The following is a 26,782-nucleotide window of genomic DNA, read 5'->3' as shown; positions in this document are numbered from 1 at the left end:
AAAACCACTCCTTATTTTTAAAAAAAAGAGTTCAATTTACTTTTGAATGCTGAATGCATCGTGCACCTTTCCATCAGATCCTAACCACTGACCTACTAGTTTTTTACCTAGGATATCCAGAATAAGTGATCCTCCCAGTGCTACGGTGGAAAAGGCTGAAGATTTCAATGGAAAACTAGGTTGACTTTTCCCCAATTGTCCACCTGAACCAGCTACGATATAAATTGTCCCTTGGGCTGAGGATTTATCAACTACGTAATGATTAGGTTTTATTTCCTTGGCAAACACATGCTTATTTGGATCAAAGCTCTCATTTTGACCTAGATGCCCCCGAATTGGCAACGTTCTTTCATAAGAATGACTATGTCCTGCCAATACCAAATCCACCCGATACCGCTCCAAGATAGGTACTATTTGTTGACGTACCCTCGTCATTTCCTCATCCGTATCTGTATCGTGGGATCCTTTCGAATAAGGAGGTTCATGAAAATAGACGATGGTCCAAGGTAATTTATTAGCTGCCAAATCACGTTTTAACCACTGAGCTTGTTGACCCGTACTATCCACAATGCTAGTTCCGTCTTCCGAAGTTTCTTCCGAATTAACCGACACAAAATGTACATTTCCCATGTTGAAAGAATAATAGGCTTCGGTACCCGATTTAAGACCGCCTGCCTCTCCATTCATTGGCATGGTGAAGTTTTGATAATATGCCAATTTCTTGGAATCAGGATTATCCTTATAATCATGATTGCCTGGATTAGGCCATAATTTGGTGTTCGGAAAGAAATCCTCTTGATATATTTCAAATACGTTTTTTTGATACTCCACATCTTTGCCACTTCCATAGGCATTGTCTCCTAACCAAATCCAAGCATCGATGGGCTTCTCTTTGACAAAATCTTTGACTGCATCTCGAACCAATAACTGGTTTTTAGAACCCGTACCAAAATCCCCTAAGGCCCATATCCGAATAACCTGCTGACTTCCAGGTTTAGGCAAAGTCTTCACAAATTGATTGGAAACTTTTTCTAATTTGGCAATGGAATAAAAATAGGTCTGATTGGCTTGCAATCCGGAAATTTTCACCTCATGTTCCGTCGTCAAACGGGCATCATGAACTGATTTGGCATTTCTGGGTAATTCTTTTCCATAATATACCCGACTGTCGGTAGGTGCATCCGTCCTCCATCGAATTACACCTGAGGTGCTAGTGAAATTTTGCAAATAAGGTCCTCGAACAATTTTTGCTTGTTGGGCCCATGCAGGAATTGCCCCTAAAACCAATAGGATAATAAAGTGTTTCATAAAATAGGTTTACATCAATATGCCAAGGCTTGGGGGCTTCGGCATATTGGATTATTTATTAATAAATCAGAATTAACTAATAACTAAGGCAACTAATCCACAATGGCTTGATGGATCAATTGGCGCATTTTGGTATGGTAATAAATGGTATGTGGGTCTTTTTGAGTTAGCATGATGGCGATTAACTTCTCTTTCGGGTTGATAAAAAAGTGGGTATTATTGGCGCCTGACCAAAAATACAATCCTTTATCTCCTAAGACCTGACTTCCGCTAACACTTTCTAATACAGCAAATCCCAAACCAAAACCTTCCCCTTTACGATCGGGAATTCGTTTTTCATACATTTCCCCCACATGGTTAGAAATCATTAATTCCAATGTCTTTCTACTTAAGTATTGTTTCCCTTTCCATTTGCCATCATTTAATAACATTTGGCAAAACTCCATGTAATCTTTGGCAGTAGAAAATAGGCTATGAGTACCAAACCAGATGACATTACCCGAAGTTTTAGGTTGATTTGTCGTCAAAATCAAAGATCCATCTGGAGAATTACGATGTACTTTAACCACTCGAGCGGCTTGTGCATCCGTTAAATTATAACCGGTATTTGTCATCCCCAGGGGCTTAAACAGTCTTTCTTGTAAAAATTCAGCCGTACTCATGCCCGAAAATTTTTCGATTAAGGCAGACAATACATCGGGACTAGCACTGTAATTCCACTGTTTTCCGGGCTGCCCTACCAAAGGAATTTTGGTGGCCTTGAGAACTAACTCTTGTATGTTTTTAGGAAAGGGCATACCATAATATTTTATTCTAAAATCCCGATCCAAAGCCGTTGTTGCCAATCCATGGGTCATGCCAGAAGTATGACTTAGAATTTGGGCAATGGTAATTGGGCTATTTAAACTATCGGTTTCTCCATTGGCACCTTGATTGACATCTTTGGCAACACGAAAGTTTTTAAATTCAGGAATATATTTCGAAACAGGGTCAGTCAGGAGAAAATGACCTTCTTCATACAACATCATAAAAGCCACGGTAATGATAGGCTTGGTCATGGATTGCATGTAAAAAAGATCGTCTTGCTTCATGGGCACTTTGTCAACCGCATTGCTATATCCCAAGGCACGTTGGTCGACCACTTTGCCATCTTTCATGATGAAACTAACAGCTCCAGGTATCTGATGCTCATCAATTTCCTTTTGCAAAAAGGCATGGTAGCGGTGCAGGCGCTCAAGTGATAACCCAGCTACTATTTTTTCGGAAGATTGGGCGAAAATGGAAGTGCTGAATATGAAGCAAAATCCGAAGAATATCAGGTATTGTTTAAGTCTCATTTCACTAAAATTGATTTTTTTGAAATTTAGACTTGAAGCTAAGCAATAAATAGATAAAAATCATGCACCATGTCTTGCAAATGAATGTAGCCTCTTCACGAAAAATACTCCTACTAGCCAAAGAACTATATAAATTGAATATAAAGTTCGAATAAAGAGTAACATAAAAATTCTTGAAATGCTTTTCGAAAATAATCAACCTAATATTTATACCAATTGGTATATTTTATTACATTTACATCACCTAGCAAACAAAAGATGTCGAAAGCAGCACGAACAAAGCAATTTATCATTGAAAAAACTGCCCCCATATTCAATACAAAAGGATATGCAGGTACTTCAATCAATGATTTAACTTTTGCTACGGGATTAACGAAGGGGAGTATTTATGGAAATTTTGACAATAAAGACGAAGTAGCATTAGCCGCATTTGATTATAATTTTATGCGGGTTAACCTCTACATAAAAAGTCAAATGGAAACACAAACTTCCATCATCGGTAAATTATTAGTTTATCCCCAAACCTATAGAAGCTTTCTAAAATTACCTTTCCTAGCTGCAGGCTGTCCCATTACGAATACGTCAACCGAAGCTGACGACACGCATCCTCTCTTGAGAAGCAAGGCCACTGCAGCTTTTACCTATTGGAGAAAAACATTGGAATTCCTCATTAATAAAGGAATATCAGAAGGTGAAATCAAAGCCGATCTTCAAGTTCAAGAATTTATATCTGTGCTTACCTCTTTGATTCAAGGCAGCTTTATGCAAACTAAAGTAACTGGTAACCTGAATGCTTTGTATGATTCGATGGACTTCCTAGAAAAATTGATCCGAAACATAAAAGCATAAATAAAAATTTATCTAAAAATATACCGAATGGTATAAAAAATACAATTTTATGAACTACGTCCTTATTATCCATGAAGTAGCCGATTACGCATCCTGGAAAAAGCAATTTGACCGAGCCGCTAACTTAAGAAAAGCAGCTGGGGAAATTTCATTTCAAGTATTACAATTCCAACATGAGCCAAATAAAGTTGTACATTTTTCACATTGGGAAGATATAGAAAAGGCCAAGTCATTTTTCGACTCACCAGAAGTCAAGCAAATCCGACTAGATGCCGGTGTTAAAACGCCGGAGTTCAATTACCTCAAACAAGTTGATTTTGGCATTCTTTAATGCCTATTTCTTTTGTCTTACGATAATCAAAGAAAAACATGGACCCCAACTATTTATCAAGTGTCATCAAGCAATTTGAATATTACAAAATGCTCGCTGAAAAGACCATAGAACAAGTCGATGAACCTGATCTATTTTGGCAATACAACTCGGAAAGCAATAGCATCGCTATCATCATTCAACACCTTAGTGGAAATATGCTTTCTCGCTGGACCGACTTCTTAATTTCAGACGGAGAAAAGGAAGGACGAAATAGAGATCAAGAATTCGACCTTTCTATTCAAGATAAAAAACAGCTCATGGCTAGCTGGAATGCGGGTTGGGATTGCCTCTTTACAACCTTGAATAAACTAAGGGATGATGAATTATCAAAAATCATTTATATTAGAAACCAAGGTCATACGGTTACTGAAGCGATTAATCGCCAACTAGCCCATTATCCTTACCATATAGGTCAAATCGTTTTCCTAGGTAAAATGCTTCGTAATGAACAATGGAAATCCCTATCTATTCCGAAAGGGAATTCTCGGCAGTATAATGCCCAAAAATTTGCCATAGAAAAGGGTCATATTCACTTTACAGAGGAATACCTCCAACAGCTTAATAAAGGAAATTATCAAATTGCCCATACGACCATGCAACAAGAAAAATGGTTTGAGCGACATTTTCAATTTGGAAATACGCAGCAAATTTTCCCATCCATACTCGAACGACTCAGTGGAACATCCATTCGATTAGTAGATAAACTTATAGGAGTATCTGAAAAAACACTTACATGGTCAGAAAATAGCTCTTGGAGTATCAAAGAAAACATTGGCCACCTGATTGACCTGGAACCACTGTGGCTAGGTAGAATTGAGGATATATTGAGCGGCCAGACCGAATTGCGATATACTGATTTAGCTAATACTCCAACACATACAGCCAATCACAATGCCACTTCCATCCAGGAATTACTAGGCTCCTTTAAAAAATGTCGATTGGATACCATACAAATACTACAAACGCTACAACCCGAAAACCTGTTACAATCTGCCCTTCATCCTAGATTAAAAATACCGATGAACCTACAAGACCATGTATTATTTGTGGCAGATCACGACGATCACCATTTAGCTACCATCAGCCAATTACTATACAAGACACAATAAAAACCTATGAATACGAATCAAAAAACAAGAATTGCCATAGCAGGAATTGGTGGTATAGGTGGATACATAGGAGGGAAATTAGCCTACCATTATCAAAATACTGAAAACGTTGAAATCCTATTTATTTCACGAGGAGAAAACAAAAAGGCTATTGACCAACAAGGACTTACGCTACATTCTGGTGATCAAACATATCGTTGTATCCCAAGCGTTAACTCGGATGATCCAGCAATTATTGGTCAAATAGATGCCTTAATTATCTGTACCAAAAGCTATTCGACCACCACGATTTTAAAAGAATATGCCAAGTGTTTACAACCGAATGCTGTTATAATCACCACTCAAAACACGGTAAATGGTCACGCAAGCTTAGCCGATTTGTTGCCCAAAAGAATTAGCCTTTTGGAAGGTTGTATTTTCATAGCTTCCAACATCCTACAAGCAGGAATCATAGAACACAAACCTGGACCGACCCATTTGTTTTTTGGTACAAATAATCAAACAAGTAAGCAAGGGGAAGCTTTTGAAAAATTACTTCAAGAGGCTGGAATAAACACCACATTCACACAAAATATTCAAGAAATTCTATGGAAAAAATTCTTGTTTGTTTCACCCATAGCCATTGTTTCGGCATTAACTCAGCTGACATTCTCCCAAATACGTGAAAACGAAAAACACTTGACAAGATTCATTCAACTTACATCAGAATTGATTCAGTTAGCTCAAGTAAAACATATTCCATTGGATGCAAATGCCATCAATAACAATGTTGAGCTACTCAGGAAATTCAATCCAACTGTTAAGTCCTCCTTCCAACTTGATTTGGCGAAAGGGCAAATATCTGAATTTGACTCGCTTATATCTTATGTTTTAGAAGAAGCTGCATTTCATGCCCTGAAACTCCCCCATTATGAAAAGGTATTTGAAGAGCTACTCGTAAAATACCCGCATATAAAAGCCTAAATCGGCCCATTATAAACTTATACTCGTACGAATGATAATCTAAGAAAATGATCCGTGCAAATAATAAAATAATAAAGACATGACTAAGACACCTAGCAGTACCTATATTATTCGATTTAATGATTGTGATTTATTGGGGCACTTAAATAATTCGAGATACCTCGACTATTTCATGAATGCGCGAGAAGATCATTTAAGAGACTTTTACCAAGTTGATTTGACATCTTACTTTAACAAGGGCCTAGGTTGGGTTGTAGGTGGACATGAAATCGCCTACATCAAACCCGCTTTATATAATGAAGTTGTTTGCATTCAATCAAGTCTGCTTTATGCAGATTCTGAGCTTTTATTTTTAGAAACCATCATGATGAATAAAAGTCAAAGTCATCTAAAAGCCATCATGCGGACGAAATTGATCCCCATCAGTACACAAACAGGTAAGAAAAGTCAGCACACCACTGACTTTTTGAACTGGGCCAAATCCATTGAAAATGAAGCTATCAATCACGAGGAGAATTTACCTACACGACTTAAGCACTTACTCAGTTCGTTTAAAGCTAAATTAATCCCGATACCTAACGAACTCCCTGCCGACTAAGTTTAATCCAATTAGAATTGAATTTGGGATATTTTGAATTAGGCAACAAAAAATTGACGGAAACTTGATACTTTTATTTCTAGAATAACATCCTATCAACAAAATATGAAGACTACTCAATTCTTTTTCTTGGTATGTGCCTTATTAAGCTCTGGCTTGATTTTAGCACAGTCTCCCCAGCTATATCCCAATGATTATTTGAGTCCAGAGTTCCATGCTAGCAGAAGAGCGGCATTAAAAGAAAAACTTTCAGAAAAGGGAATGGCTGTCTTTTTTGCTTCGCAAATTCGAGTGCGCAATAATGACATTACCTATCAATATGCCCAAAGTAAAAACTTCTATTATTTAACGGGCTTAGATGAGCCTAATGCTGTTTTATTTCTATTCAAAAACCCAGTGACGCTTTTAGGCAAAACAGGAACTGAGTTTATTTTCCTTCAAAATCGTGATCCATTGAAAGAGCTTTGGACGGGCAAGATTTTGGGAGTAGATGGATACAAAGAGAAAAGTAAGATGGCTCATGTCTTCACCAATGATAAACTGAATGCTTCTACCCTACCTTTTGCCCAAATTGATTCCGTTTATTCACTCTATCGCAATGAAGGAATTTTCGGAAAATACGAAAGAAGAGAAGAGCCATTAACCAAGATGGCCAATATATTGGATAGTCTTGTGATAGCTCATAATAAACCGATTGCTCAAAGAAGCACTTTGGGAATACTCAGTAAATTGAGGGGAATCAAACTTCCTGAGGAAATTGCCTTAATTAAAAAAGCAGCGGAAATCAGTGCCTTAGGACATAATGATGTAATGCGAGCCATTAAACCTGGGATGAAAGAATTTCAGGCACAGGCCATCATGGAATACCACTTCAAAAACCAAGGATCTGAATATACGGGTTATCCAAGTATCAACGGTGCCGCGGGAAATGCTTGTGTCTTACATTATATTACCAATCAAAAAGAAATTCAAGCAGGTGAATTATTGCTGAGTGATTGCGCGGCGGAGTACCATGGTTACAGTGCTGATGTCACCAGAACGGTTCCTGCCAGTGGTAAATTCAGTGAGGCTCAAAAACAGATTTATGAAATTGTGCTTCTGGCCCAAGATGCGGGTATTGCTGCTTGCAAAGCTGGTTTGCCTTTTTCTGGGGTAGATGCAGCCTCAAGAGCTGTAGTGAATGCGGGATTAATCAAGCTGGGCATTGCTGCCAATGAAAAAGAAGCTAGAAAATATTTCCCTCATGGTACTTCCCATCATTTGGGCTTGGATGTGCATGATATGGGACCAAGGGTCTTGGAAGCAGGCGTGGTATTAACTGTAGAACCCGGTATCTATATTCCAGCTGGAAGTAATTGTGATAAAAAATGGTGGGATATTGGGGTAAGAATTGAAGATGATATTTTAGTCACTCAGGATACACCAATCAACTTATCTGCGGGCTCTCCAAGAACCGTGGCCGAGATTGAAAAATTGACCAAAGGTAAAAGTATTTTTAAATAAGCCAACATGGAAATTGTCAGCAAAGTACTCATTGGACTTGTGGCCTTGGAGCATATGTACATCTTGTATTTAGAGATGTTTGCTTGGGAAACTTTGGGCAAAAAAACATTCAAAGGCGCTTTGTCGCCTGAATTGTTTACACCGACCAAAGGACTTGCAGCAAATCAGGGTTTATACAATGGATTTTTAGCCGCAGGATTAATTTGGTCATTATGTATTTCTGATCCAGCTTGGTCGAAAAACGTGGCGCTGTTTTTCTTAGCTTGTGTATCAGTGGCTGGACTTTTTGGAGCGCTTTATAGCAGAGGCATCTTTTTCAAACAAGCTTTACCCGCTTTGATTAGCTTAGTTTGTGCTTATATGTTTTTATAGTTTCAAAAAACCTAGGTGTTTTAAACAAAAAAAGGGGCATTTTGCCCCTTTTCTGTTTAAGTAAATCCTTTTATTCTTTGATACGTTTAGCTTTCGCCTCAAACATTCCACTTAAAATATCCCCCTTCAAATTATCTTCATCTACTTTGTTTAAGGTCATGGTGATATCCATGCCTTGCGCCTGAAAAAATACAGAAATCTGATTTTCCTTTTCTTCCACACTGGCATTCATATCCGGGTTTTGTCCTTGCGGATCTTTCAATACCGCAGTCAATTTACCTTCCACACGCTTAATTTCACTGATCATTTTCGCATCTCCATTGGGAGTTCCAACGATCACCAATTCCCACTTACCTGCAAAAAAATCAGGTGCAAGATTCGATTTAGAAAAACTTGAAAAACTTACCATAAAAGCTAACAAGGCAAACAACATACTTACTTTTTTCATGGGTTTAATTATTTAGATATGACAATTAGTTACAATTTAATTGGGTTTCCATAAGCGTAAAACTCAGTGAATTAGATTTCTTTTTCTACTGATTATCAATAAATTATACGGATATCACCTCCAATCTGTGCCCAAATATAGAAACAATTTTTATATTGTCTATTTTTTAGACAATAATTTCTTATTTTTGATATAAGAATATGTCAACCTATGTCTGAAAGCTATAAAGGATTAAGTACCCAAAATTACATCGCCCAATTGTCGATTGACTGTGTCATATTTGGCTACCAAAATGGGACATTGAAAGTATTGGTTCCCAAACTGAACTTCCAAGGTGATTTCTGGGGACTACCCAGCGGATTTATTTACCAAGAGGAAGATGTGGACCAAGCGGCCAAACGCATACTGGAAGACAGAACTCAGATGAAGGACATTTATCTGGAGCAATTTCATGTATTTGGGAATGCCAATCGAAACAATGCTGAATTCATGGGTTCTCTACTCGCTCAAAATCCACATTTACAAGGCTCCCAAGCCGAATACGACTGGTTTGTTCGTCGATTCGTGTCCATTGGTTACTATGCCTTGGTGGACATCAAAAAAGTAAAACCACAAACTACACCGATCGACGAAAAAATGGAATGGGTGGATATCAATCAACTACCCCATTTGATTTTGGATGGAAAAGAAATTATCGCAAAAGCACTTCAAGTTTTGCGGGCCAACTTTGATGATCATTTGGTTGGTTATAATCTGCTACCGAAGACTTTCACTATGAAAGAACTTCAAAATCTGTACGAAACGATTTTCGATAAACCTTTTCGAAGAAACAATTTCCAAAAAATGATGCTGAGCTTAAACATGCTCGATCGATTAGAAAAACAATTTACGGGTGCGGCCAACAAAGCCCCCTATTTGTATAAATTCAAAGAAATTTGATACCATCCATCATTTTCTCTGGCTAACAAGACAGCCATTTCCGTTAAATAAACTCTCAGTCACTAAATTTTACTTCTTTTGCCAACTAACCTTAATACTAATAAGGATAGTCCTTTCATTTTCAATATCAATATTTGTATCAAATCAAGAATATGTTTTACAAAACATATACATTGTATACATTTCATTCAATAATAAGCCGCCCAATGAACATGAATTTACGCACACGAGTTATCTTACTGCTTTTACTTTGTCAGTCCTTTTTAACTTATTCGCAACAAGTTTCTGCTGACATTTTACAAAAACGATGGCAAGCCAATTGGATATGTGTTCCCAATACAAGTCCAGATGGATATGGGGTTTACATGTTTAGAAAAACCATTGACCTGAGTACCAAACCACAATCATTCATCATCCATGTTTCAGGAGATAATCGATATAAACTCTACATCAATGAGAAGATTGTTTCCATGGGACCAGCTCGAGGTGATTTAGCTCACTGGAATTTTGAAACAGTAGACATTGCGCCCTATTTAAAATCCGGTAAAAATATCCTAGCGGCCCAAGTTTGGAATGAAGGAGAATTTAGACCCGAAGCACAAATTACCTATAGAACAGGTTTTATCTTACAAGGCGCGAGTAGCAATGAGGCCATGGTCAACACCAATAATACTTGGCTGTGTGAAAAGGACAATAGCTATAATCCAATCAGGTTTAACGTTAGGGCCTATTATGTGGCAGGTGCAGGTGAATTAAGAAACTTGAATGCCCAAACCAAATCTTGGCAAAGTGACCAGTTTGATGATTCTAAATGGCAAAAAGCAAGACCTATTTTTTCAGGTTCTCCTAAAAATCAATTGGGCCAATTTGGTACCATGAGTGGTTGGATGCTTGTACCTTCCCAAATTCCACAAATGGAATTAAAGGAAGAACGTTTGAAAAAACTTGTTCACAAAGAAGGCGCCATCGAAATTCCTTCCTCCTTTCCTGAAAAAAAGAATGACCTTGTAATTCCAGCCAACAGCACCGTTAAACTCATTTTAGATCAGTCTTATTTGACAAATGCTTATCCACAAATAGTTTTCAGCGGAGGCAAAGGAGCCTCCATCGCCTTAGCTTATGCGGAATCCTTATTTAATACTTCGTCTTCTAAAGGAAATAGAAATGAGGTAGCAGGAAAAAGATTCATCGGGCGTACAGATAGTTTATTAGTAGATGGATCTAGCAATCAAACATTTACCACCTTGACTTACCGCACCTATCGCTATGTTCAAGTGAAGGTCACTACGCAAAATGAGCCATTAACCATTCAGGACATATATAGCCAATTCACAGCTTATCCATTTCAATTAAATGCAAGTTTAACTTCTTCCAATACCGAAATCAGTAAAATTCTGGAAATTGGATGGAGAACGGCTCGTTTATGCGCCTATGAAACCTATATGGATTGTCCCTATTATGAACAATTGCAATACATCGGTGATGGTCGAATTCAAGCATTGATTTCATTATACAACAGTGGCGATGATCGCTTATTTAAAAATGCCTTGAATCTCATTGATTATTCAAGACAGCCTGAAGGTGTCACTTTTAGTCGACACCCCTCATTTACTCCTCAGTACATCCCAACCTTTTCTTTTTGGTACATTGGCATGTTGCAAGATTATGCTCGTTATGGAAAAGATGCCAGTTTTGTCAAGCAGAAACTAGGAGGCGTTCGTCAGATATTGGAGTATTTCAAAAACTATCAGCAAGCAGATGGTTCATTAAAAAATGTCCCGCAATGGATGTTTACCGACTGGGTGGATAATGCCAAAGATTGGCGTGCAGGAATGGGCCCAATGAGTCCCAATGGAACCTCGGCAGTATTAGATTTCCAACTTTTGTGGGCATATCAAGTTGCCTTAGACTTAGAATCAAAACTAGGCAATAAGGCATTAGCGACGGATTATCAAGGTTTAATTGATCAATTAAAAAAGACGATTCGTCAAAAATATTGGGTAAAAGAGAAAAATCTATTTGCTGACCGAGAAGAAAAAGATACTTTTTCTCAGCATACCAACTCCTTTGCTATTTTAACGGGATTGACCCAAGGAGAAGAGATTAAAGCAGTAGCAGATCAATTACTGCATAATTCCACGTTAGCTCCTGCTTCGATCTATTTCAAGTATTATTTACATCAAGCCTTAATCAAGGCAGGATACGGAAATGATTATTTGTCTTGGTTGGACAAGTGGAGAGAAAACATCCAAATGGGCTTAACCACTTGGGCAGAGACTTCAGATGTAGATAAAACAAGATCCGATTGCCATGCCTGGGGTTCCAGTCCAAACATCGAATTTTACCGTACTACACTAGGAATTGACAGCGATGGAATCAGTTTTTCTAAAGTGAAGATCGAACCTCATTTAGGGGCTTTAACTCAGGTGAATGGAAAGATCCCGCATCCCAATGGAGAAATTTCGGTCGACTATCAATTGATTCAAAATCAATGGAAAATACAAATTAACCTTCCTGCTACAATTACAGGCAGTTTCGTATGGAAAGGAAGAAAAATTCAACTTAAAGAAGGTGTAAACTCATTCAAACTATGACCAATAGACGCAAATTTTTAAGCCAATTATCCTTGGCGACAGCTGGAGTGAGCTTTTTACCAAGCTACCTACAGGCTAGTTCTACGATTTTTTCTGGAGCCTCTTTAGTTGAAGAATTCGTCCCAGCTGAAACCACCTTTGGCAAAATTAAGGGCTTCCGAACAGAGGGAGTCAACATCTTCAAAGGTATCCCCTATGCGGGTCGGATTTCGGGCGACAGACGTTTCCGTAGGCCGGCTCCATTAGAGCCTTGGACAGGGGTGAAAGACACGCTGACCTTAGGTGCACCTGCCATTCAAGCACCTCGTAGAAACGAGCCTGCGCCATCGGAAGATTGCTTGTTTCTAAATGTGTGGACACCCGCCAACGATAATAAGAAGCGACCAGTGATGTTTTATAATCATGGTGGAGGTTTTGTGATTGGATCGGGAGGATCAGCGAGTCAAGATGGTGCTAATTTAGCCCGTAATTTTGATGTGGTGGTGGTAGAAACCAACCACCGACTGGGATTGATGGGCTTTTTGTATTTAGAACAATTAGCTGGAGCTGACTATGAAGGTTCAGGAAATAATGGCATGTTGGATATTGTGGATGGCTTAAAATGGGTTCATGACAACATTGCTCAGTTTGGTGGAGACCCCAACAATGTCATGATTTGGGGTGAGTCAGGTGGAGGAGCCAAAACATCTTGTTTATATGCTATGCCATCGGCAGCGCCTTATTTCAATAAAGCATCCATCGAAAGTGGACCAGGCGTTAGGATGATGGACAAAGAAACGGCGCATGAAAATACCTTACAATTATTGAAAGAGTTCAATATCTCCACACAAGATTGGAAAAAACTATTGGATATTCCTGCGGCCGACTTACTAGCCATGCAAGCGAAACTTCCTCTTGTTCCTCCTTTCCAAGAAAAGAACAAGGCCAGCGCAGCAGGTTTGATGCGTCGAAATGCGGGAGCATTTGGCCCAGTGGTAGATGGAAAAGCATTACCATATCATCCATTTGACCCAACGGCACCAGCCATTTCGAAGAATAAACCTTTATTAGTGGGTTGGAATGAAGATGAGTACACCTTTTTTGCATGGGAAAGAAAAGATACGGAATCCTTTAAAATGGATTTTGAGGCCTTGGCTAACAAGTTAGAACCACAATATAAAAAGGATACAGCCAAGCTGATAGATACCTACCGCAAAGCCAATCCATCTGCTACAGCACCCGATATTTTTGTTGCTATTTCATCCATTACCATGATGGGTTTAGGTTCGGTAGAAATTGCAGAAAAGAAAGTAAAACAAAACGAAGCACCGGTATATTTATACAATTTTGGCTACAAATCAGAAGTGAAAATCCCCGGAACCGATTATGCCATGGGAACGCCACATGCTATGGATATATCGTTTAAGTTCAACAATGAATCCGCCAATAAGGCTAGTTTCTTTGGCGGCAATCGACCAGAGAAAGCACAAGCTTCTCACTATTTCGCTGAATTATGGACCAATTTTGCTAAAACAGGGAAACCATTTGCGAAAGATGCCCCTGAGTGGAAAGCCTATAATTTGAAGGACCGACCAACCATGCGCATTGATTCAAAATTGGAAGTGATTCATGACCGATTCAAGCAGGAATTAAGCGTTTGGAGAGAATTGGGGAAATTGTCCTAAAGAATAAAAATATAATCAGTTTATGAATTACAAAGCCCCAGGATTCTGGGGCTTTTTTTGTTTTTTAAAATTCTGTTTAGATAAAAAATTTCACTTAACTAATTTAAAAAAATGGTCGAATTTCCGAATCTGCATTCAAATGAAAAATTGAATATTCATAATTATGCTTCTTCTTTAATTCATTTAATAAATCAAGGATATCCAATTTTTTCCCAATTGAAATATTACTCCCTAAAGTTATTTTTTTGATTTCAACTTGCGGAATAACCCCTAAAATTTCATTTTTCATTACATCCGAAACGTCTCCATTAGCAAAAAAAGGATTCCTTCCTTTCAAAAATAATTTTGCAAAATACCTCACCTCCTGTATGGTATTGAAATCCTTATAAATCAAGAATTTTTCATGTTTTTCCCACGAGGATTTTTCGCTCCTCCAAAACAATCTAACTTCCTTTTCAGATTTAAATTGTCCTGCTTTATGAAACACCAAAATGTCAGATATTAAATTTAAAAAATTGGTTGGGTAAATTCCTCTATTCGATTTTTTGTAAATATTAAAATTATGAAATACCTCTTTCAATAAATCTAAACTTTCAATACCATAACGCACATTTCCGAACAAATAATCGTAAACTTTAAAATTAGAAAATTCATATTCAATTGAAACCCCTTTACCTTGATCACCATAAACATTCCACAAATATGGGTCAATATTATTTTCTTGTGACACTTCACAGGCTGACAAACTAAACAGCGTTTCTTTTATTGAATCCAAATCTACTTTAGAAAATTCTAATTCTCCTCCAAAAACGCTGCTTGCTGCATATACAAATTCAGTATTGTCAGATAAATTGCCAAATTCAGACATTCTTAACCATCCACAATCAAGAATTGCCTTCAAGCTAATTAAAGAAGTAAAATGTAAAAATTGGCAGTTACCAATATATTGATAAGGTGTGCCTTCAAAAATTTGAGTTTTAGAAGCTTCTCCAAAAAATGTGTTGGCCTTGGAATTTACTTTTTTAAATGTACCAAATGATTTCAAAGTCCAATTTGGAAACGATGGGATTAAAACCTCATTTACAAAATTTTGAATTTCATACTCCTCTTGTCGGATTTCATTCATATTATTAAATATTATATAAAAGCACCTTTGCTCATATAAATAATAAACGTTTAAGAAGAAAATCGTTTTATTTTCACATTAATTGTGTGCCATTTTGTAAAAACCGATTGGGAAAATTGAAATCAATACTACACATTCGCCTTAGCAACTCAGTAAATCACCAATAAGTATTTGCTAATTCAATTTCCAATCAAATCCCACCCAAATCCTGCTGGATTTTAGCACAAATAGTTTCGGGGATGGATAATTCTCTCATCTGCTGAAGTAGAAAAGGAATGGCTTTTTGAATGTGCAGAATGGACTTTTCGGGAAATTTGATGGCATATTGATCCGCCAAAATCAAGATATCCTGATTCGTTATCTGATTCCGTTTTTGGTTGACCGACAAGGCTCGATTGGTCTTGAGACGGTTAAGTTTCAAGGAGGCAGAATAGGTCAAATCATAGGCAGGTGCCAAATGCCAATGGTCTTTGTCCGCATCGTAACAAAAGGAATGATTTTTTAAGTGGTCATCAATATTAAAAAAGACTATTATAGTATTCTAAATAGAACAAAATAACATATATGAATATTATAATATACTAAAATTTATAAAATAGTATATTCAAATTATCTTGACTACTCAAGGAAATTCTGGAGAAAAATAAAAAGGGAGATGAAATAATAAACTCTAAATGCTCCCAATAACGAGATTTTTGATGGGGAATATTAAGTAAACAGCTAAAAACAAAAAAGCCTAAGATTTCTCAGAAGCTTTTCTCTTGTTGGCATTCCAAAAATATAATCACACTTATTTTAGTAATTTTAAGCCTAGTCGGAAGCCTAGTCGGAAGCCTGGTCGGAAGCCTGGTCGGAAGCCTGGTCGACATCTTTCAAGTTTGGAGAATTAGATGATAAATATTCAATGATATAAAGAAAAATCTTACCCTTCTCCGATATAAAATACTTTTGATTAGGGCTTGAAGGTACTCCAGGGATAGTTCTAGAAATCAAACCCTCTTTTATTAATGGTTCAATTACTTTTTTATAATTATCTGAATGTTTCTTCAATTGAAGGCAATCTTCCTGCAATTCTCGATTAGATTTAGGCGGAAATATAACTTCCTAATTTTTGGTGGATGCTGGTCTCCCCTACCATCAAGTGATGAAAATCACCGGTCACAAGAAGTTGACGACCCTTCAAAAATACTTCAAATTGAGGCTGATGTAGATGGACTTTTAAATGTGGAGAATAAAGCTCCTAAGTTAATGAATCTAACTTAATAACTACATTTCCTTTAACCAAATTGTCAACATCTACAGTAGGAATAAAAAACTTATTAAAAACAGTGTTTTCAGTTTTACTATGTAAAACTCCACGAATTGTACCAATTGTCAACATTACTACGTGTCTAGCAAAACCTATCCCCAGTTCAACTTTACCTAATTCAATGTTATATAAATTTTCCCAATCATCACTTTGTATTTCAAAGAAACAACTAATCTCAAGAATAATAAATGGTCTATCCTCTTGAGATAGATTTACCGCAAGTGTAACCGAGACCATATGCTTTTCAGTATTTACTCCGAATCGCAACCCAGTTGAAATATTGATTTTACTTTGACTTGATTCATCAAAATTACTTTCAATGATTGCAAATTGTTCAGTCGCTATTTTACGCAGCCCAAAATTCACCATTATATTATCTTTTGTCATTATGCTGCATAGTTTCCATTTCTAAAACCACCACTTTGCAACGGAAAAGAAATGCTTCCATAATCAGGCATTCTAACGAATGTTTGGGGAATCAAAGTAACTTCATTAGTACTAATTGTATCTTGATATTCAAAATCGAAAGTAGAGATCAACTGAAGGCCTAAAACTTTTTGAATTTTAAATATAGTTTGAATGGTAAGATTTTCTTTTCCTTTCAAAAGCTTAGAAATATATTGAGATGAGCATCCCATTAAATCCGCAAATGAGTTTTGTGAAATTCCTTTTAATCGTAGTTCAGATAACACTTTCACAGCAATTTTGAATGAAAAATCTAACCAATCTTCATTGTCCTTATTCAAGTTTTCATCATCCATCCAAGACAAATCCTTGACAGAGATTTTTTCTAATTCTGTATAAATTTCATCGTTTTTCATAATAACTTATTTTAAAACTAAAAAGTCAATATCGTCTGTATCATCTAAGTTAAATGTTTCCTTGCACCATGCTTGAGAAATTTTCATTTTATTAAGTTCATCAATAAGATATTGACGATCATTTATTGTTTTCCTTAATTTGATTGCTCCTCCACAAATCAAATAACATTCACGAATTTTAATAGCATATATTCTAATCATTGGCTTCTTCCAATTAACAGATGCTTTTGTTTTTCCAAATTCTTCGTTTTTTGTTCCAGAAAGTGGCTCAAATAGAGACGCTAATGTGTATTCAGGATCAATAGAATACTTTTTTATTTTCTTATGTAGGTCAATTGCTTCCGTTCTAACTTTTAATATTGCTTTTTCAATTGAGATACCTTCCCAAAAAGGCTCTTTTAAATCAGCCTCATTTTTAACAAAAAATTCATACAACAAGTTTGCATCTGTAAAAAAATTAAAAAGCCTATTAAATTCATGACAACTTTTTTCATCCACTGGTTCTTCATCTGAATCTGTTTGAATCAAATATTCATCAAACAAAATAGAATAAAGCTTTTTTTCAGAGATAGCAAAAGTACGTAAAATTTTCACAAAATAAACCTATAGGTTGATTAACTAACAATGCTATTTTGAACGCCGGTTAAATAATAAGTAAAACCTGTTCAATTTAACATTTAAAAACATAATGGAAAGAGATTATTGACCAGTGGAAATTTTAAAAAGAGATTAAATCAGTATAGAATCCAATTTGTAGCACCCCACTTTGCATCGGACATAAAAAAAAGCCTCAGATTTCTCTGAAGCTTTTTCTAAGTTGGCGGTCCGGACGGGACTCGAACCCGCGACCCCATGCGTGACAGGCATGTATTCTAACCAACTGAACTACCGGACCGTCTTGTAATGTGGCACAAAATTAGCTAATTTATCCTTTCAAACAAATGCCCAAGCAAAAAAAACCTAAAAAATATGTTCCCTCCCGCCTCCTACGAATACCCGAAAACACGCTACTTCGCTGAATATCTGAATTTTGAGTCGACAGAAAATCTATTTGACGTACTCGATAATCAATCAAAAATAATTCAATCGCTCTACCAAAATCTGAGTGCAGAGCAATGGACTTACTCCTATGCTCCTGGAAAATGGACTTTGCAGCAGCTTCTAGGTCACCTAGTTGACACAGAACGCATCTTGTCCTATCGTACCTTATGCATCAGTCGGGGTGAACAACAATCCCTACCCGGTTTTGACGAAAATACCTACCTAGAAAATGCCCATTATGAAAACCAAAACCCAGATCTAATCCTACAACAATATCTATTGACCCGTCAAGCTACCACTGCCCTATTCCAGTCCTTTTCGCCCGAACAATGGAATACCATGGGTACAGCTAACGGCAATTCCGTATCTGTCCGTGCCATTTCTTGGATGATCGCCGGCCATGAAAAACATCATTTGGGAATTATGAAGGAGCGGTATACAATTTAGAATGAAGAATGTAGAATGTAGAATTGTTGTGTCAACAGTAAATCAATGAAGTATGTATGATAATTGACTATTTTTTATTTTGCGAGTGACTATATAAAAGCAATACTTCTTCATTCTTCATTCTACATTCTACATTCTACATTCTACATTTTTCATTCTACATTCCCCATCCTACATACTTCATTGATTTCTAATTTCCCTATCTTTGCACCCATGAAATTCTACAAATACCAAGGCACAGGAAATGATTTTGTGATCATCGATGACAGAGAAGGAAAATTTCAGCTCGGTCAGAAGGAGATTGCCCATTTGTGTCATCGTCGCTTTGGTATTGGAGCAGATGGTCTCATGCTCTTGCAAAAAGCTGAAGGTTATGATTTCCGCATGGTCTATTATAATTCAGATGGAACCGAAGGAAGTATGTGCGGAAATGGTGGACGTTGTTTAGTGCGCTTTGCGGCCGACTTAGGTTTAGTAAACGATTTCACCACTTTTATTGCCGTTGATGGCGAACACCAAGCGCACATAAACCCCAATGAAATATCCTTGCACATGCAAAATGTGTCTGAGATAGAAGCCATTTCTTCCGACTATTTTGCCCAAACAGGATCACCCCACCTTGTTCGATTTAGCACTGCCGTGCAAGAGGAAGAAGTCAAAAACATCGGTGCTCAAATTCGCTATTCAGATACGTTCAAAAGTCGGGGTGGCACCAATGTTAATTTCGTAGAATTATTGAATCAAGGTCTCTTTGTTCGTACTTATGAACGAGGGGTTGAGGATGAAACCTATTCTTGTGGAACAGGTGTAACAGCAGCTGCGTTGGTAGCTAATGCCATCCACGGATTAACAAGTCCAGTGGCTATACAAACCATCGGAGGAAAGCTGTCCATTGAATTTAAAGGAAATGCCGAAACTGGCTTTTATGATGTCTATTTAATTGGCCCAGCTGTACGGGTATTTGAAGGGGAAATCACATCCCTTTAACTGGAATATGGGCTAAAACACCCACTAAACGAGTCTGATTGTCTTCCACCCTCATAATTTTCACTCGATAATCTCCATCAGGCAAGTAAATGAAAGGGATAATTCCTGAAACCTTGCGTATATAAATGGCATCGTGAAACTTGATTTGTCGGGCACGATCCAACTCCATAAAATACAAACTAAATACCCAATTTTCTTTTTTGACATTTTCAAAGACCACATACATCCCGTCAGATCCGTGGGACATTCTTGCCCGGGTCTTTTCTCCCGAATAACGCAGACCATTTTTCGCGAGACTAAATTTCAACAAGTCTTTACCAGGAGGAGCCTTTGGTATAGATGCTACGTCTGTATGAAAGTCCTTCTCGAGTTTTGCTTCCCGTTGACCTAGTGTATAAAATCCATTTTTGAATGTCAAGGAAACTACATCATTGGCATATTTAACAGAAGATGGTAATTCGGCAGTAAAGTCGACGATTGGACCACCTAATTGTGCAAGTTTTTTTAAAGTAGGAGCCCCTAAATCAGCCTTTTGACCTAAAGAATCTTTAAAATAATAATGCTCACGATGTTGCATACTATGCTTAATGATGGCCGCTGATTGTGCACTGGTAAAATTGATGACAGCCAGCAAATTATTCCAATATGATAGGGTAAAGTACAGGATGGAGAAAGCTACAAAACCCCAAGCTCTCCATGTTTTAATACTTGGGAATGCATGCCAAAGCATCAAACATAAGCTCATTAAAAATAAGGTGCTATTGATGGCATATCGACTTTCAAACACAAATTCAATGGGTAAATTGGCTCTTCCTACTGCATAAATACATGCCGTAGCGAGGATGAATAATTGAATAGCCATTAATACATCTAAGGAAGATTTTCGACGGATGATTTGATAAATATGTTTGAATACAAATATCATCCATGCCCCAAAAACAGCCATTCCAATACCTAAACTAAGCTCAACCCGAAACTCAGAGGAAGTAGAGAAAAATACCCCTACAAAAGAGCCTAAATAGACAAAAAATATGTGAACGATAGAACCTACCATGTGCAAATTATCCGTTAAATGTCCTCGTTGAAAAGGATGCTGATAACCCCACATGTACAAACTAAAAAAGGCAACACCTGCTACCGACCAAATAATCCAATATGTCCAACGGTAATTTTTCAAGATAGGAAAAGCCGCTACAAACAACAGAAAGCCATTTCCACTCGTAAAAACGGCGATAAAAGCCAGGAAAATGGCCCATATAAATTGGGTAGATTGTTTCCCTTTCCCGTCTAACACGTAAAATACCGATAAAATAAAAAACACAATACTGTTATGCTGCAAGGCACAAACCGGCCAGAAAATATTGTGAAAATAGGCGGCATTGTACCAAATAAAAGCCAAGGGAATAACCCACCAATGTGGTAATTGATAGCGATGTAAATAGCCATTCAATAAAACATGAACCCCTAGGGTGGCACCAGCGCCAATCAAATTCAAGGTCATGTAATTGATTTGACCCGAAATAGCATATTGAATTAAACTAACGATGGACAAATAACCCTCACGGTGTTCGTTGCACTGAGAAGCCAACAAAGCTATTTTTTCTGTTAGGTTATCATTCCCATGAAAAAATCGAATGATGAAACCGTTAATAGCACTCCAATCATCTGCAAAAGGGGCATTTATTCCAAATTTCAGAAGAAAGAAATAGAAGAAAATGGCAGGAGCCAGAGAAAGTAAAAAATAAAAATGCCGCTGGCTAAACAAGTTCATCAATCCAATTATAATTCTTGCGAAAATTTTCTAATTTAGAGGCAATGTGTTCATGTATCCACAAAAGTAAGCAAATATTTTGACAGCCCTCTTTGAAAATTAACCCTATGGCATTACACCTTGACAATACTACTCAACAAAATGTGAATCAATGGCTTTCTGGAGCCTATGATGCAGAAACAAAATCTCAAATCCAACAATTAATTGATCAAGAAGATCAAGTTACCCTGACTGATTCCTTCTATAAATCCTTGGAGTTTGGTACGGGAGGAATGAGAGGCGAAATGGGCGTAGGCTGCAATCGCATGAACCGCTATACGGTTGGTGCTGCTACCCAAGGATTTGCGAATTATTTATTAACAGTATTAGGGAATCAAAAAATCAAAGTGGCCATTGCCCATGATTCCAGAAATAATTCACCCGAATTTTGTCGGATTGCCGCTGATATTTTTACCGCCAATGGCATCGAAGTATATTTATTTCCTGCCCTTCGCCCCACACCCCAGCTATCCTTTGCGGTACGTCATTTAGGTTGCCATGCTGGTATCGTAATTACAGCGTCGCATAATCCGAAAGAATACAATGGATATAAAGCCTATTGGTCGGACGGTTCACAGGTGGTAGCTCCGCATGACAAAAACATTGTGGCTGAAGTGAATGCTATTCTTTCGGTAGATGATATTAAGTTCCAAGGGAATGATGCATTATTGCATCTATTGGATGATCAAATCGATCAAGAATATCTAAAAACGATTCAAGCCAATTGTCGTCAACCCGAGGTAATTCAGCGCCAGAAAGATTTAAAAATTGTCTTTTCTCCAATTCATGGAACAGGTATAACATTGGTACCTAAAGCACTAGCTTTATTAGGATTTACATCGGTTCATGTTGTTCAAGAACAAGCGGAGCCCAATGGTAATTTCCCAACGGTTATTTATCCAAATCCGGAGGAGAAAGAAGCCATGACTTTAGCGCTAGAACAGGCAAAAGCTTTGGACGCAGATTTGGTGATTGCTACGGACCCAGATGCGGACCGCGTGGGGGCTGCTGTAAAAAGTCCTAGTGGAGAATGGCAGTTGCTAAATGGAAATCAAATGGCAAGTTTGATTTTGTATTATCTATTGAAGGTCGACAAAAAACTAGGTCGATTAACAGGTAAAGAATTTGTGGCTAAAACCATTGTGACGACGGATTTAATTGATAAAATGTGTGCTCAACAAGGGGTTCCATGCTACAATACGCTGACCGGATTCAAATACATTGCGCAGGTGATTCGTGAATTAGAAGGTAAGGAGAAGTTTATTGGTGGCGGAGAGGAGTCCTATGGCTATTTAATTGGCGATGCGGTGCGTGATAAAGATGCGGTGGCGTCTTGTGCAATGATAGCAGAATTAACCGCTTACGCGAAAGATCAGGGCAAATCTCTTTTTGACTTTTTAGCAGAAATGTACATCGAGAATAATTTCTATTATGAAGGTTTAATTTCCTTAACTAAAAAAGGAAAGGCAGGAGCGGAAGAAATCAAGCAAATGATGATTAATCTTCGTTCCAATGTGCCTGCTAGCGTAGCAGGAAGCAAGCCAGTGAAGGTTTTGGATTATGAAGGCTTACAGTCGACGGACTTAACCACAGGACAAGTTAGCCCAATTGTTGAAGGTAGAGGAATTGAGGCTTCCAATGTGATTCAATTGATCTTAGCTGATGGTTCTAAGGTTTCGGCAAGACCTTCAGGTACGGAGCCAAAAATCAAGTTTTACGTTTCTGTCAATGCACCATTGGCATCTGCTGCTGATTTTGATGCGACCTTTAGCTCTTTACAAGCCAAAGTCAAAACCATTCAAGAGGATTTAGGCCTTAAATAAGGATTGGATGTCATTGGAAAATGACGCAATATTTTGGTATCAAAAAGCCCAGGCAAGTTGTCTGGGCTTTTTATTTTTTAAAAGGAATTCAACGCTCTTTTTCCTAACGCTGGCAAGGTTCCAAACCTTGACAGCGTTGAGCGTTGTAACGTTTTTCGAACAAATTATATTGTCCAAGAAATTGATATTAAGCTAATTTGAACTCCGAAGTGAAATGAAATTCAATCTCCGGATTATTCGTTTGGTTCATGCGCAAAATCCAATCGGACTCTGCTAGAAACACGTAGTTACCATCTTTGTCCTGAGCAATATTTTGTCCTTTCAAACGAACGAACTCTTGTAATTTCTTAGAGTCTTCTGAGGTTATCCAGCAAGCTTTACTAACCTGCATGCCATCAAAACGACATTTGGCACCATATTCATGTTCCAAACGATATTGAATAACTTCATATTGCAAATCCCCAACGGTTCCTACAATTTTACGATTACCCAATTGGGGTTGAAGGAATAATTGAGCTACCCCTTCATCAGTCAATTGGTCAATTCCCTTTTCCAATTGCTTGGATTTCATTGGGTCTAAATTGATTAATTCCTTAAAAATCTCAGGTGAAAAATTAGGTATGCCCTGGTAATTTAAAACTTCTCCTTCCGTCAAGGTATCTCCAATTTTAAAGTTCCCTGTATCGTATAAACCAATCACATCGCCTGGGAATCCTTCTTCAATCACTTCTTTCTCCTGAGCCATGAAATTATATGGATTAGCAAAGCGGACATTCTTTTTCAAACGGATATGTTGGTAAAAGGTATTTCGCTGAAATACACCCGAACAAATGCGCAAGAAGGCAATTCTATCCCGATGTTTCGGGTCCAAGTTAGCATGTATCTTAAATACAAATCCAGTAAATTTCTTCTCGGAAGGCTCTACTACTCGTACATCGGTACCACGTGCTTGGGTAGGTGGGGCAATCTTGGTAAACGTATCAAGCAATTCTTGTATACCAAAATTGTTTACGGCCGAACCAAAAAATACGGGGGCAATTTCACCAGACAAATACTGCGCACGGTCAAATGGTTCATAGACTCCTTCGATCAAATCCACATCTTCTCGTAATTGAGCCGCATCCTTTTCTCCTACTCGCGCATCTAATTCTGGCGTATGAATATCTACCGATACTACATTTTTTTCAATCCTGGTTTTGTTGGCAGAAAACAAATTCAATGAACGATCCAGTAAATGGTAAACTCCTTTGAAATTTGATCCCATATTAATCGGCCAAGTCAATGGTCGCACACTAATGGAGAGTTTTTGTTCCAATTCATCCAACAAATCAAATGGATTTTGACCTTCACGGTCCATTTTGTTGATAAAAATAATCACGGGTGTTTTACGCATCCGACAAACCTCCATCAAGCGCTCTGTCTGTTCCTCCACTCCTTTCACACAGTCAATGACCAAAATAACGGAGTCTACCGCCGTTAGGGTTCTATAAGTATCTTCAGCAAAGTCTTTGTGACCAGGAGTATCCAAAATATTAATTTTAACTCCTTGGTAATCAAAAGTCATTACGGATGTAGCCACCGAAATACCTCTTTGGCGTTCAATTTCCATGAAGTCGGAGGTTGCCCCCTTCTTAATTTTATTGGACTTTACTGCACCTGCTGTTTGGATTGCTCCTCCAAAAAGAAGCAATTTTTCCGTTAAAGTAGTCTTTCCGGCATCGGGGTGGGAGATAATTCCAAAGGTTCTTCTTTTGGCAATTTCGGCTGCGAGCTTACTCATTCAATGAATATTTTAAATCAAGTTGCAAAAGTACGGCAAAAAAAAATGGCACCCAATTTGGGTGCCAAATATTACAAGTCATAGAAGCTAGTTCTTCTGATTCAAATTACTATGCTTTTTACTGTATAGGAAGTAAACAATTACACCTAAGCTACCCCAAATCAAGAAGGAAATTTTGGTTTCTGTCCGTAATCCCCACATCAAATATAGGTTACATAAGATACCCGCAGTGGCCACAAATGGCAACCAGGGAGCACGGAAAGGGCGCTCAATATTAGGCTCACGAACACGCAATAACCAAACTGCACCACAAATCATGGCGAAAGCTAACAAGGTTCCTGAACTACACATTTCGGACACTTTATCAATGGGAGTAAGCGCTGAAACGACCGACACAATTCCACCAACGAAAATCGTGCTTTTCCAAGGTGTTTTGAATTTAGGGTGGATAGCTCCAAATAAACCTTTCGGTAATAAACCATCTTTGGCCATACCCAAGAAGATACGTGTTTGAGATAACATCATCACCAACATCACCGAAGTTAAACCTGCCGTGGCAGCTATAGTTACGATGTACATGGCAATAGGTAAGCCTGCTCCTTCAAAGGCTGAAGCGACTGGTGCTTTCAAATCCAAGGTATCGTATTTCACCATACCTGTTAAAACCAAAGAGACCAATATGTACAATAAGGTACAAATCAATAAGGAAGCAATAATGGCAAAAGGAATATCTTTAGTCGGATTGATCGCCTCCCCTGCTTGCGTAGAAACTGCGTCAAAACCAATGTAAGCAAAGAAAATAATACTTGCAGCGGTTACTACACCATTGAATCCATAATGCTGAGCTCCTGAATCATCAATCACTGCTTCTGGAATAAATGGATGCCAATTGGCAGTATCTACATAAAAAGCACCGACTACAATAACAAAAATTACAGCGGCCACTTTCATAATAACGATTAAGTTATTGGTGCTAGCTGCCTCTTTGATTCCTTTTACTAAGACCCATGTTACACCCCAAACAATCAAGAAAGCGGGTAAATTAAAAGCGAAAGCGAAATCGGGTACCACTTCCCCTGCTGCACGAAGCTTCTCCGCTTTTTCTGCGGCAGTAACAGGGTCATTGGTGAGATAAATCGGTAAGTTAATGTTGAAGAGATGCAATAGTTTTTCAAAGTACCCAGACCAGGCCACAGCTACCGTAGTAGCTCCCATCATGTATTCCAATATCAGATTCCAACCGATGAACCAAGCAAAAAATTCACCCACAGTACCATATGAATAGGCATAAGCGGAGCCTTCTACAGGCAAAATCGAAGCAAATTCAGCGTAACATAATGCTGCAAATGTACAGGCTACACCTGCCATCACAAAAGACAAAGCCAAAGCTGGACCCGCCCAATCATGGGCAGCAATTCCGGTTAAGGTAAAAATACCCCCACCAATAACAGCTCCGATACCTAAAGAGGTCAAAGCCCATTTTCCAAGAACACGTTTTAATTGATTGTTTTTAACATCGGCAGCATAGGCTTCCAATGGTTTTTTTCTCCAAATACTGTTGCTCATAGCATCAAATTTTTA

The 26,782-nt window shown here is 37.9% G+C and carries 25 protein-coding genes and 1 tRNA gene; 13 read left to right on the top strand and 13 right to left on the bottom strand.

Going from position 1 to position 26,782, the window contains the following annotated elements; all coding sequences use genetic code 11:
- Nucleotides 1–36: 36 nt before the first annotated feature.
- Complete coding sequence (locus G9H65_RS07615) at nucleotides 37–1,308, bottom strand: purple acid phosphatase family protein (protein ID WP_166374741.1); 1,272 nt, start codon at nucleotides 1,306–1,308, stop codon at nucleotides 37–39.
- A 92-nt stretch (nucleotides 1,309–1,400) separates the two neighbouring features.
- Nucleotides 1,401–2,645, bottom strand: a complete 1,245-nt coding sequence (locus G9H65_RS07610; protein WP_166374740.1) for a serine hydrolase domain-containing protein — start codon at nucleotides 2,643–2,645, stop codon at nucleotides 1,401–1,403.
- Nucleotides 2,646–2,903: 258 nt separating this feature from the next.
- On the opposite strand from G9H65_RS07610, the gene G9H65_RS07605 reads away from it, so the two are divergent.
- The 7 genes from G9H65_RS07605 (at nucleotide 2,904) to G9H65_RS07570 (ending at nucleotide 8,412) form a co-directional block, all read left to right on the top strand.
- On the top strand, nucleotides 2,904–3,494 hold the full coding sequence (locus G9H65_RS07605; RefSeq protein WP_166374739.1) for a TetR/AcrR family transcriptional regulator: 591 nt from the start codon (nucleotides 2,904–2,906) through the stop codon (nucleotides 3,492–3,494).
- 49 nt (nucleotides 3,495–3,543) lie between these two features.
- Nucleotides 3,544–3,825, top strand: a complete 282-nt coding sequence (locus tag G9H65_RS07600; RefSeq protein ID WP_166374738.1) for an antibiotic biosynthesis monooxygenase — start codon at nucleotides 3,544–3,546, stop codon at nucleotides 3,823–3,825.
- A gap of 38 nt (nucleotides 3,826–3,863) precedes the next feature.
- Nucleotides 3,864–4,976: a DinB family protein gene (locus G9H65_RS13500; protein WP_317164411.1), complete on the top strand. Its 1,113-nt coding sequence runs from the start codon at nucleotides 3,864–3,866 to the stop codon at nucleotides 4,974–4,976.
- A 6-nt stretch (nucleotides 4,977–4,982) separates the two neighbouring features.
- Nucleotides 4,983–5,939, top strand: a complete 957-nt coding sequence (locus G9H65_RS07585; protein WP_166374737.1) for a ketopantoate reductase family protein — start codon at nucleotides 4,983–4,985, stop codon at nucleotides 5,937–5,939.
- Nucleotides 5,940–6,018: 79 nt separating this feature from the next.
- Nucleotides 6,019–6,537: an acyl-CoA thioesterase gene (locus tag G9H65_RS07580; RefSeq protein ID WP_166374736.1), complete on the top strand. Its 519-nt coding sequence runs from the start codon at nucleotides 6,019–6,021 to the stop codon at nucleotides 6,535–6,537.
- Nucleotides 6,538–6,642: 105 nt separating this feature from the next.
- Nucleotides 6,643–8,040 carry an aminopeptidase P family protein gene (locus G9H65_RS07575; protein WP_166374735.1) on the top strand — a complete coding sequence of 466 codons (1,398 nt, stop codon included), beginning with the start codon at nucleotides 6,643–6,645 and terminating at the stop codon, nucleotides 8,038–8,040.
- Nucleotides 8,041–8,046: 6 nt separating this feature from the next.
- Entirely contained in the window at nucleotides 8,047–8,412 is a 366-nt protein-coding gene (locus G9H65_RS07570) for a DUF1304 domain-containing protein (protein ID WP_166374734.1), read from the top strand.
- A 70-nt stretch (nucleotides 8,413–8,482) separates the two neighbouring features.
- Here the strand turns inward: G9H65_RS07570 and G9H65_RS07565 are convergent, their stop codons facing one another.
- Complete coding sequence (locus G9H65_RS07565; protein ID WP_166374733.1) at nucleotides 8,483–8,860, bottom strand: hypothetical protein; 378 nt, start codon at nucleotides 8,858–8,860, stop codon at nucleotides 8,483–8,485.
- A 210-nt stretch (nucleotides 8,861–9,070) separates the two neighbouring features.
- On the opposite strand from G9H65_RS07565, the gene G9H65_RS07560 reads away from it, so the two are divergent.
- From G9H65_RS07560 to G9H65_RS07550, 3 genes are all read left to right on the top strand, one after another.
- Nucleotides 9,071–9,799 carry an NUDIX hydrolase gene (locus G9H65_RS07560; RefSeq protein ID WP_166374732.1) on the top strand — a complete coding sequence of 243 codons (729 nt, stop codon included), beginning with the start codon at nucleotides 9,071–9,073 and terminating at the stop codon, nucleotides 9,797–9,799.
- 212 nt (nucleotides 9,800–10,011) lie between these two features.
- Nucleotides 10,012–12,393: an alpha-L-rhamnosidase-related protein gene (locus G9H65_RS07555; RefSeq protein WP_166374731.1), complete on the top strand. Its 2,382-nt coding sequence runs from the start codon at nucleotides 10,012–10,014 to the stop codon at nucleotides 12,391–12,393.
- Nucleotides 12,390–14,057, top strand: a complete 1,668-nt coding sequence (locus G9H65_RS07550) for a carboxylesterase/lipase family protein (protein ID WP_166374730.1) — start codon at nucleotides 12,390–12,392, stop codon at nucleotides 14,055–14,057. The genes G9H65_RS07555 and G9H65_RS07550 overlap by 4 nt, the downstream gene beginning before the upstream one ends.
- 103 nt (nucleotides 14,058–14,160) lie before the next feature.
- Here G9H65_RS07550 and G9H65_RS07545 read toward each other — a convergent pair whose 3' ends face one another.
- The 7 genes from G9H65_RS07545 to G9H65_RS07520 all read right to left on the bottom strand — a co-directional run bounded on the left by G9H65_RS07545 (nucleotide 14,161) and on the right by G9H65_RS07520 (nucleotide 18,208).
- The gene (locus tag G9H65_RS07545; protein ID WP_166374729.1) at nucleotides 14,161–15,183 is read right to left on the bottom strand and encodes a DUF2971 domain-containing protein; all 1,023 of its coding nucleotides are present in this window, start codon (nucleotides 15,181–15,183) and stop codon (nucleotides 14,161–14,163) included.
- Nucleotides 15,184–15,373: 190 nt separating this feature from the next.
- Nucleotides 15,374–15,715, bottom strand: a complete 342-nt coding sequence (locus G9H65_RS07540; RefSeq protein WP_317164413.1) for a HipA domain-containing protein — start codon at nucleotides 15,713–15,715, stop codon at nucleotides 15,374–15,376.
- Between the two features lie 290 nt (nucleotides 15,716–16,005).
- A complete protein-coding gene (locus G9H65_RS13545) occupies nucleotides 16,006–16,254 on the bottom strand; it encodes a Fic family protein (protein WP_394367192.1) in 249 nt (82 codons plus the stop codon).
- A 169-nt stretch (nucleotides 16,255–16,423) separates the two neighbouring features.
- The gene (locus tag G9H65_RS07535) at nucleotides 16,424–16,879 is read right to left on the bottom strand and encodes a hypothetical protein (RefSeq protein ID WP_166374728.1); all 456 of its coding nucleotides are present in this window, start codon (nucleotides 16,877–16,879) and stop codon (nucleotides 16,424–16,426) included.
- Nucleotides 16,879–17,313, bottom strand: a complete 435-nt coding sequence (locus tag G9H65_RS07530; protein ID WP_166374727.1) for a helix-turn-helix transcriptional regulator — start codon at nucleotides 17,311–17,313, stop codon at nucleotides 16,879–16,881. Before G9H65_RS07530 ends, G9H65_RS07535 begins: the two co-directional genes overlap by 1 nt.
- Nucleotides 17,314–17,319: 6 nt before the next feature.
- Entirely contained in the window at nucleotides 17,320–17,907 is a 588-nt protein-coding gene (locus G9H65_RS07525) for a hypothetical protein (protein ID WP_166374726.1), read from the bottom strand.
- Between the two features lie 224 nt (nucleotides 17,908–18,131).
- Nucleotides 18,132–18,208, bottom strand: a tRNA-Asp gene (locus tag G9H65_RS07520).
- Nucleotides 18,209–18,282: 74 nt separating this feature from the next.
- Between G9H65_RS07520 and G9H65_RS07515 the strand changes: the two genes are divergently transcribed.
- Both G9H65_RS07515 and dapF read left to right on the top strand, forming a co-directional pair.
- Nucleotides 18,283–18,801 (top strand): DinB family protein, encoded by a 519-nt coding sequence (locus G9H65_RS07515; RefSeq protein ID WP_166374725.1) that lies wholly within the window; start codon nucleotides 18,283–18,285, stop codon nucleotides 18,799–18,801.
- Nucleotides 18,802–19,014: 213 nt separating this feature from the next.
- The gene (dapF, locus tag G9H65_RS07510) at nucleotides 19,015–19,788 is read left to right on the top strand and encodes a diaminopimelate epimerase (protein ID WP_166374724.1); all 774 of its coding nucleotides are present in this window, start codon (nucleotides 19,015–19,017) and stop codon (nucleotides 19,786–19,788) included.
- Here the strand turns inward: dapF and G9H65_RS07505 are convergent.
- The gene (locus G9H65_RS07505; RefSeq protein ID WP_166374723.1) at nucleotides 19,775–21,559 is read right to left on the bottom strand and encodes a hypothetical protein; all 1,785 of its coding nucleotides are present in this window, start codon (nucleotides 21,557–21,559) and stop codon (nucleotides 19,775–19,777) included. The genes dapF and G9H65_RS07505 overlap by 14 nt on opposite strands.
- Nucleotides 21,560–21,666: 107 nt before the next feature.
- On the opposite strand from G9H65_RS07505, the gene G9H65_RS07500 reads away from it, so the two are divergent.
- Nucleotides 21,667–23,421: a phospho-sugar mutase gene (locus G9H65_RS07500; RefSeq protein WP_166374722.1), complete on the top strand. Its 1,755-nt coding sequence runs from the start codon at nucleotides 21,667–21,669 to the stop codon at nucleotides 23,419–23,421.
- A gap of 187 nt (nucleotides 23,422–23,608) precedes the next feature.
- Here G9H65_RS07500 and G9H65_RS07495 read toward each other — a convergent pair whose 3' ends face one another.
- Together G9H65_RS07495 and G9H65_RS07490 are read right to left on the bottom strand one after the other, a co-directional pair.
- Complete coding sequence (locus G9H65_RS07495; protein ID WP_166374721.1) at nucleotides 23,609–25,201, bottom strand: peptide chain release factor 3; 1,593 nt, start codon at nucleotides 25,199–25,201, stop codon at nucleotides 23,609–23,611.
- 87 nt (nucleotides 25,202–25,288) lie between these two features.
- Nucleotides 25,289–26,767, bottom strand: a complete 1,479-nt coding sequence (locus G9H65_RS07490; RefSeq protein WP_166374720.1) for an APC family permease — start codon at nucleotides 26,765–26,767, stop codon at nucleotides 25,289–25,291.
- Nucleotides 26,768–26,782: the final 15 nt, after the last annotated feature.

The organism is Aquirufa ecclesiirivi, from assembly GCF_011250515.1.
In the GTDB taxonomy this organism is placed as follows: Bacteria; Bacteroidota; Bacteroidia; order Cytophagales; family Spirosomataceae; genus Aquirufa; species Aquirufa ecclesiirivi.
The sequence above is the reverse complement of the archived record's forward strand: the minus strand, read 5'-3'. Positions and strand labels throughout refer to the sequence as shown.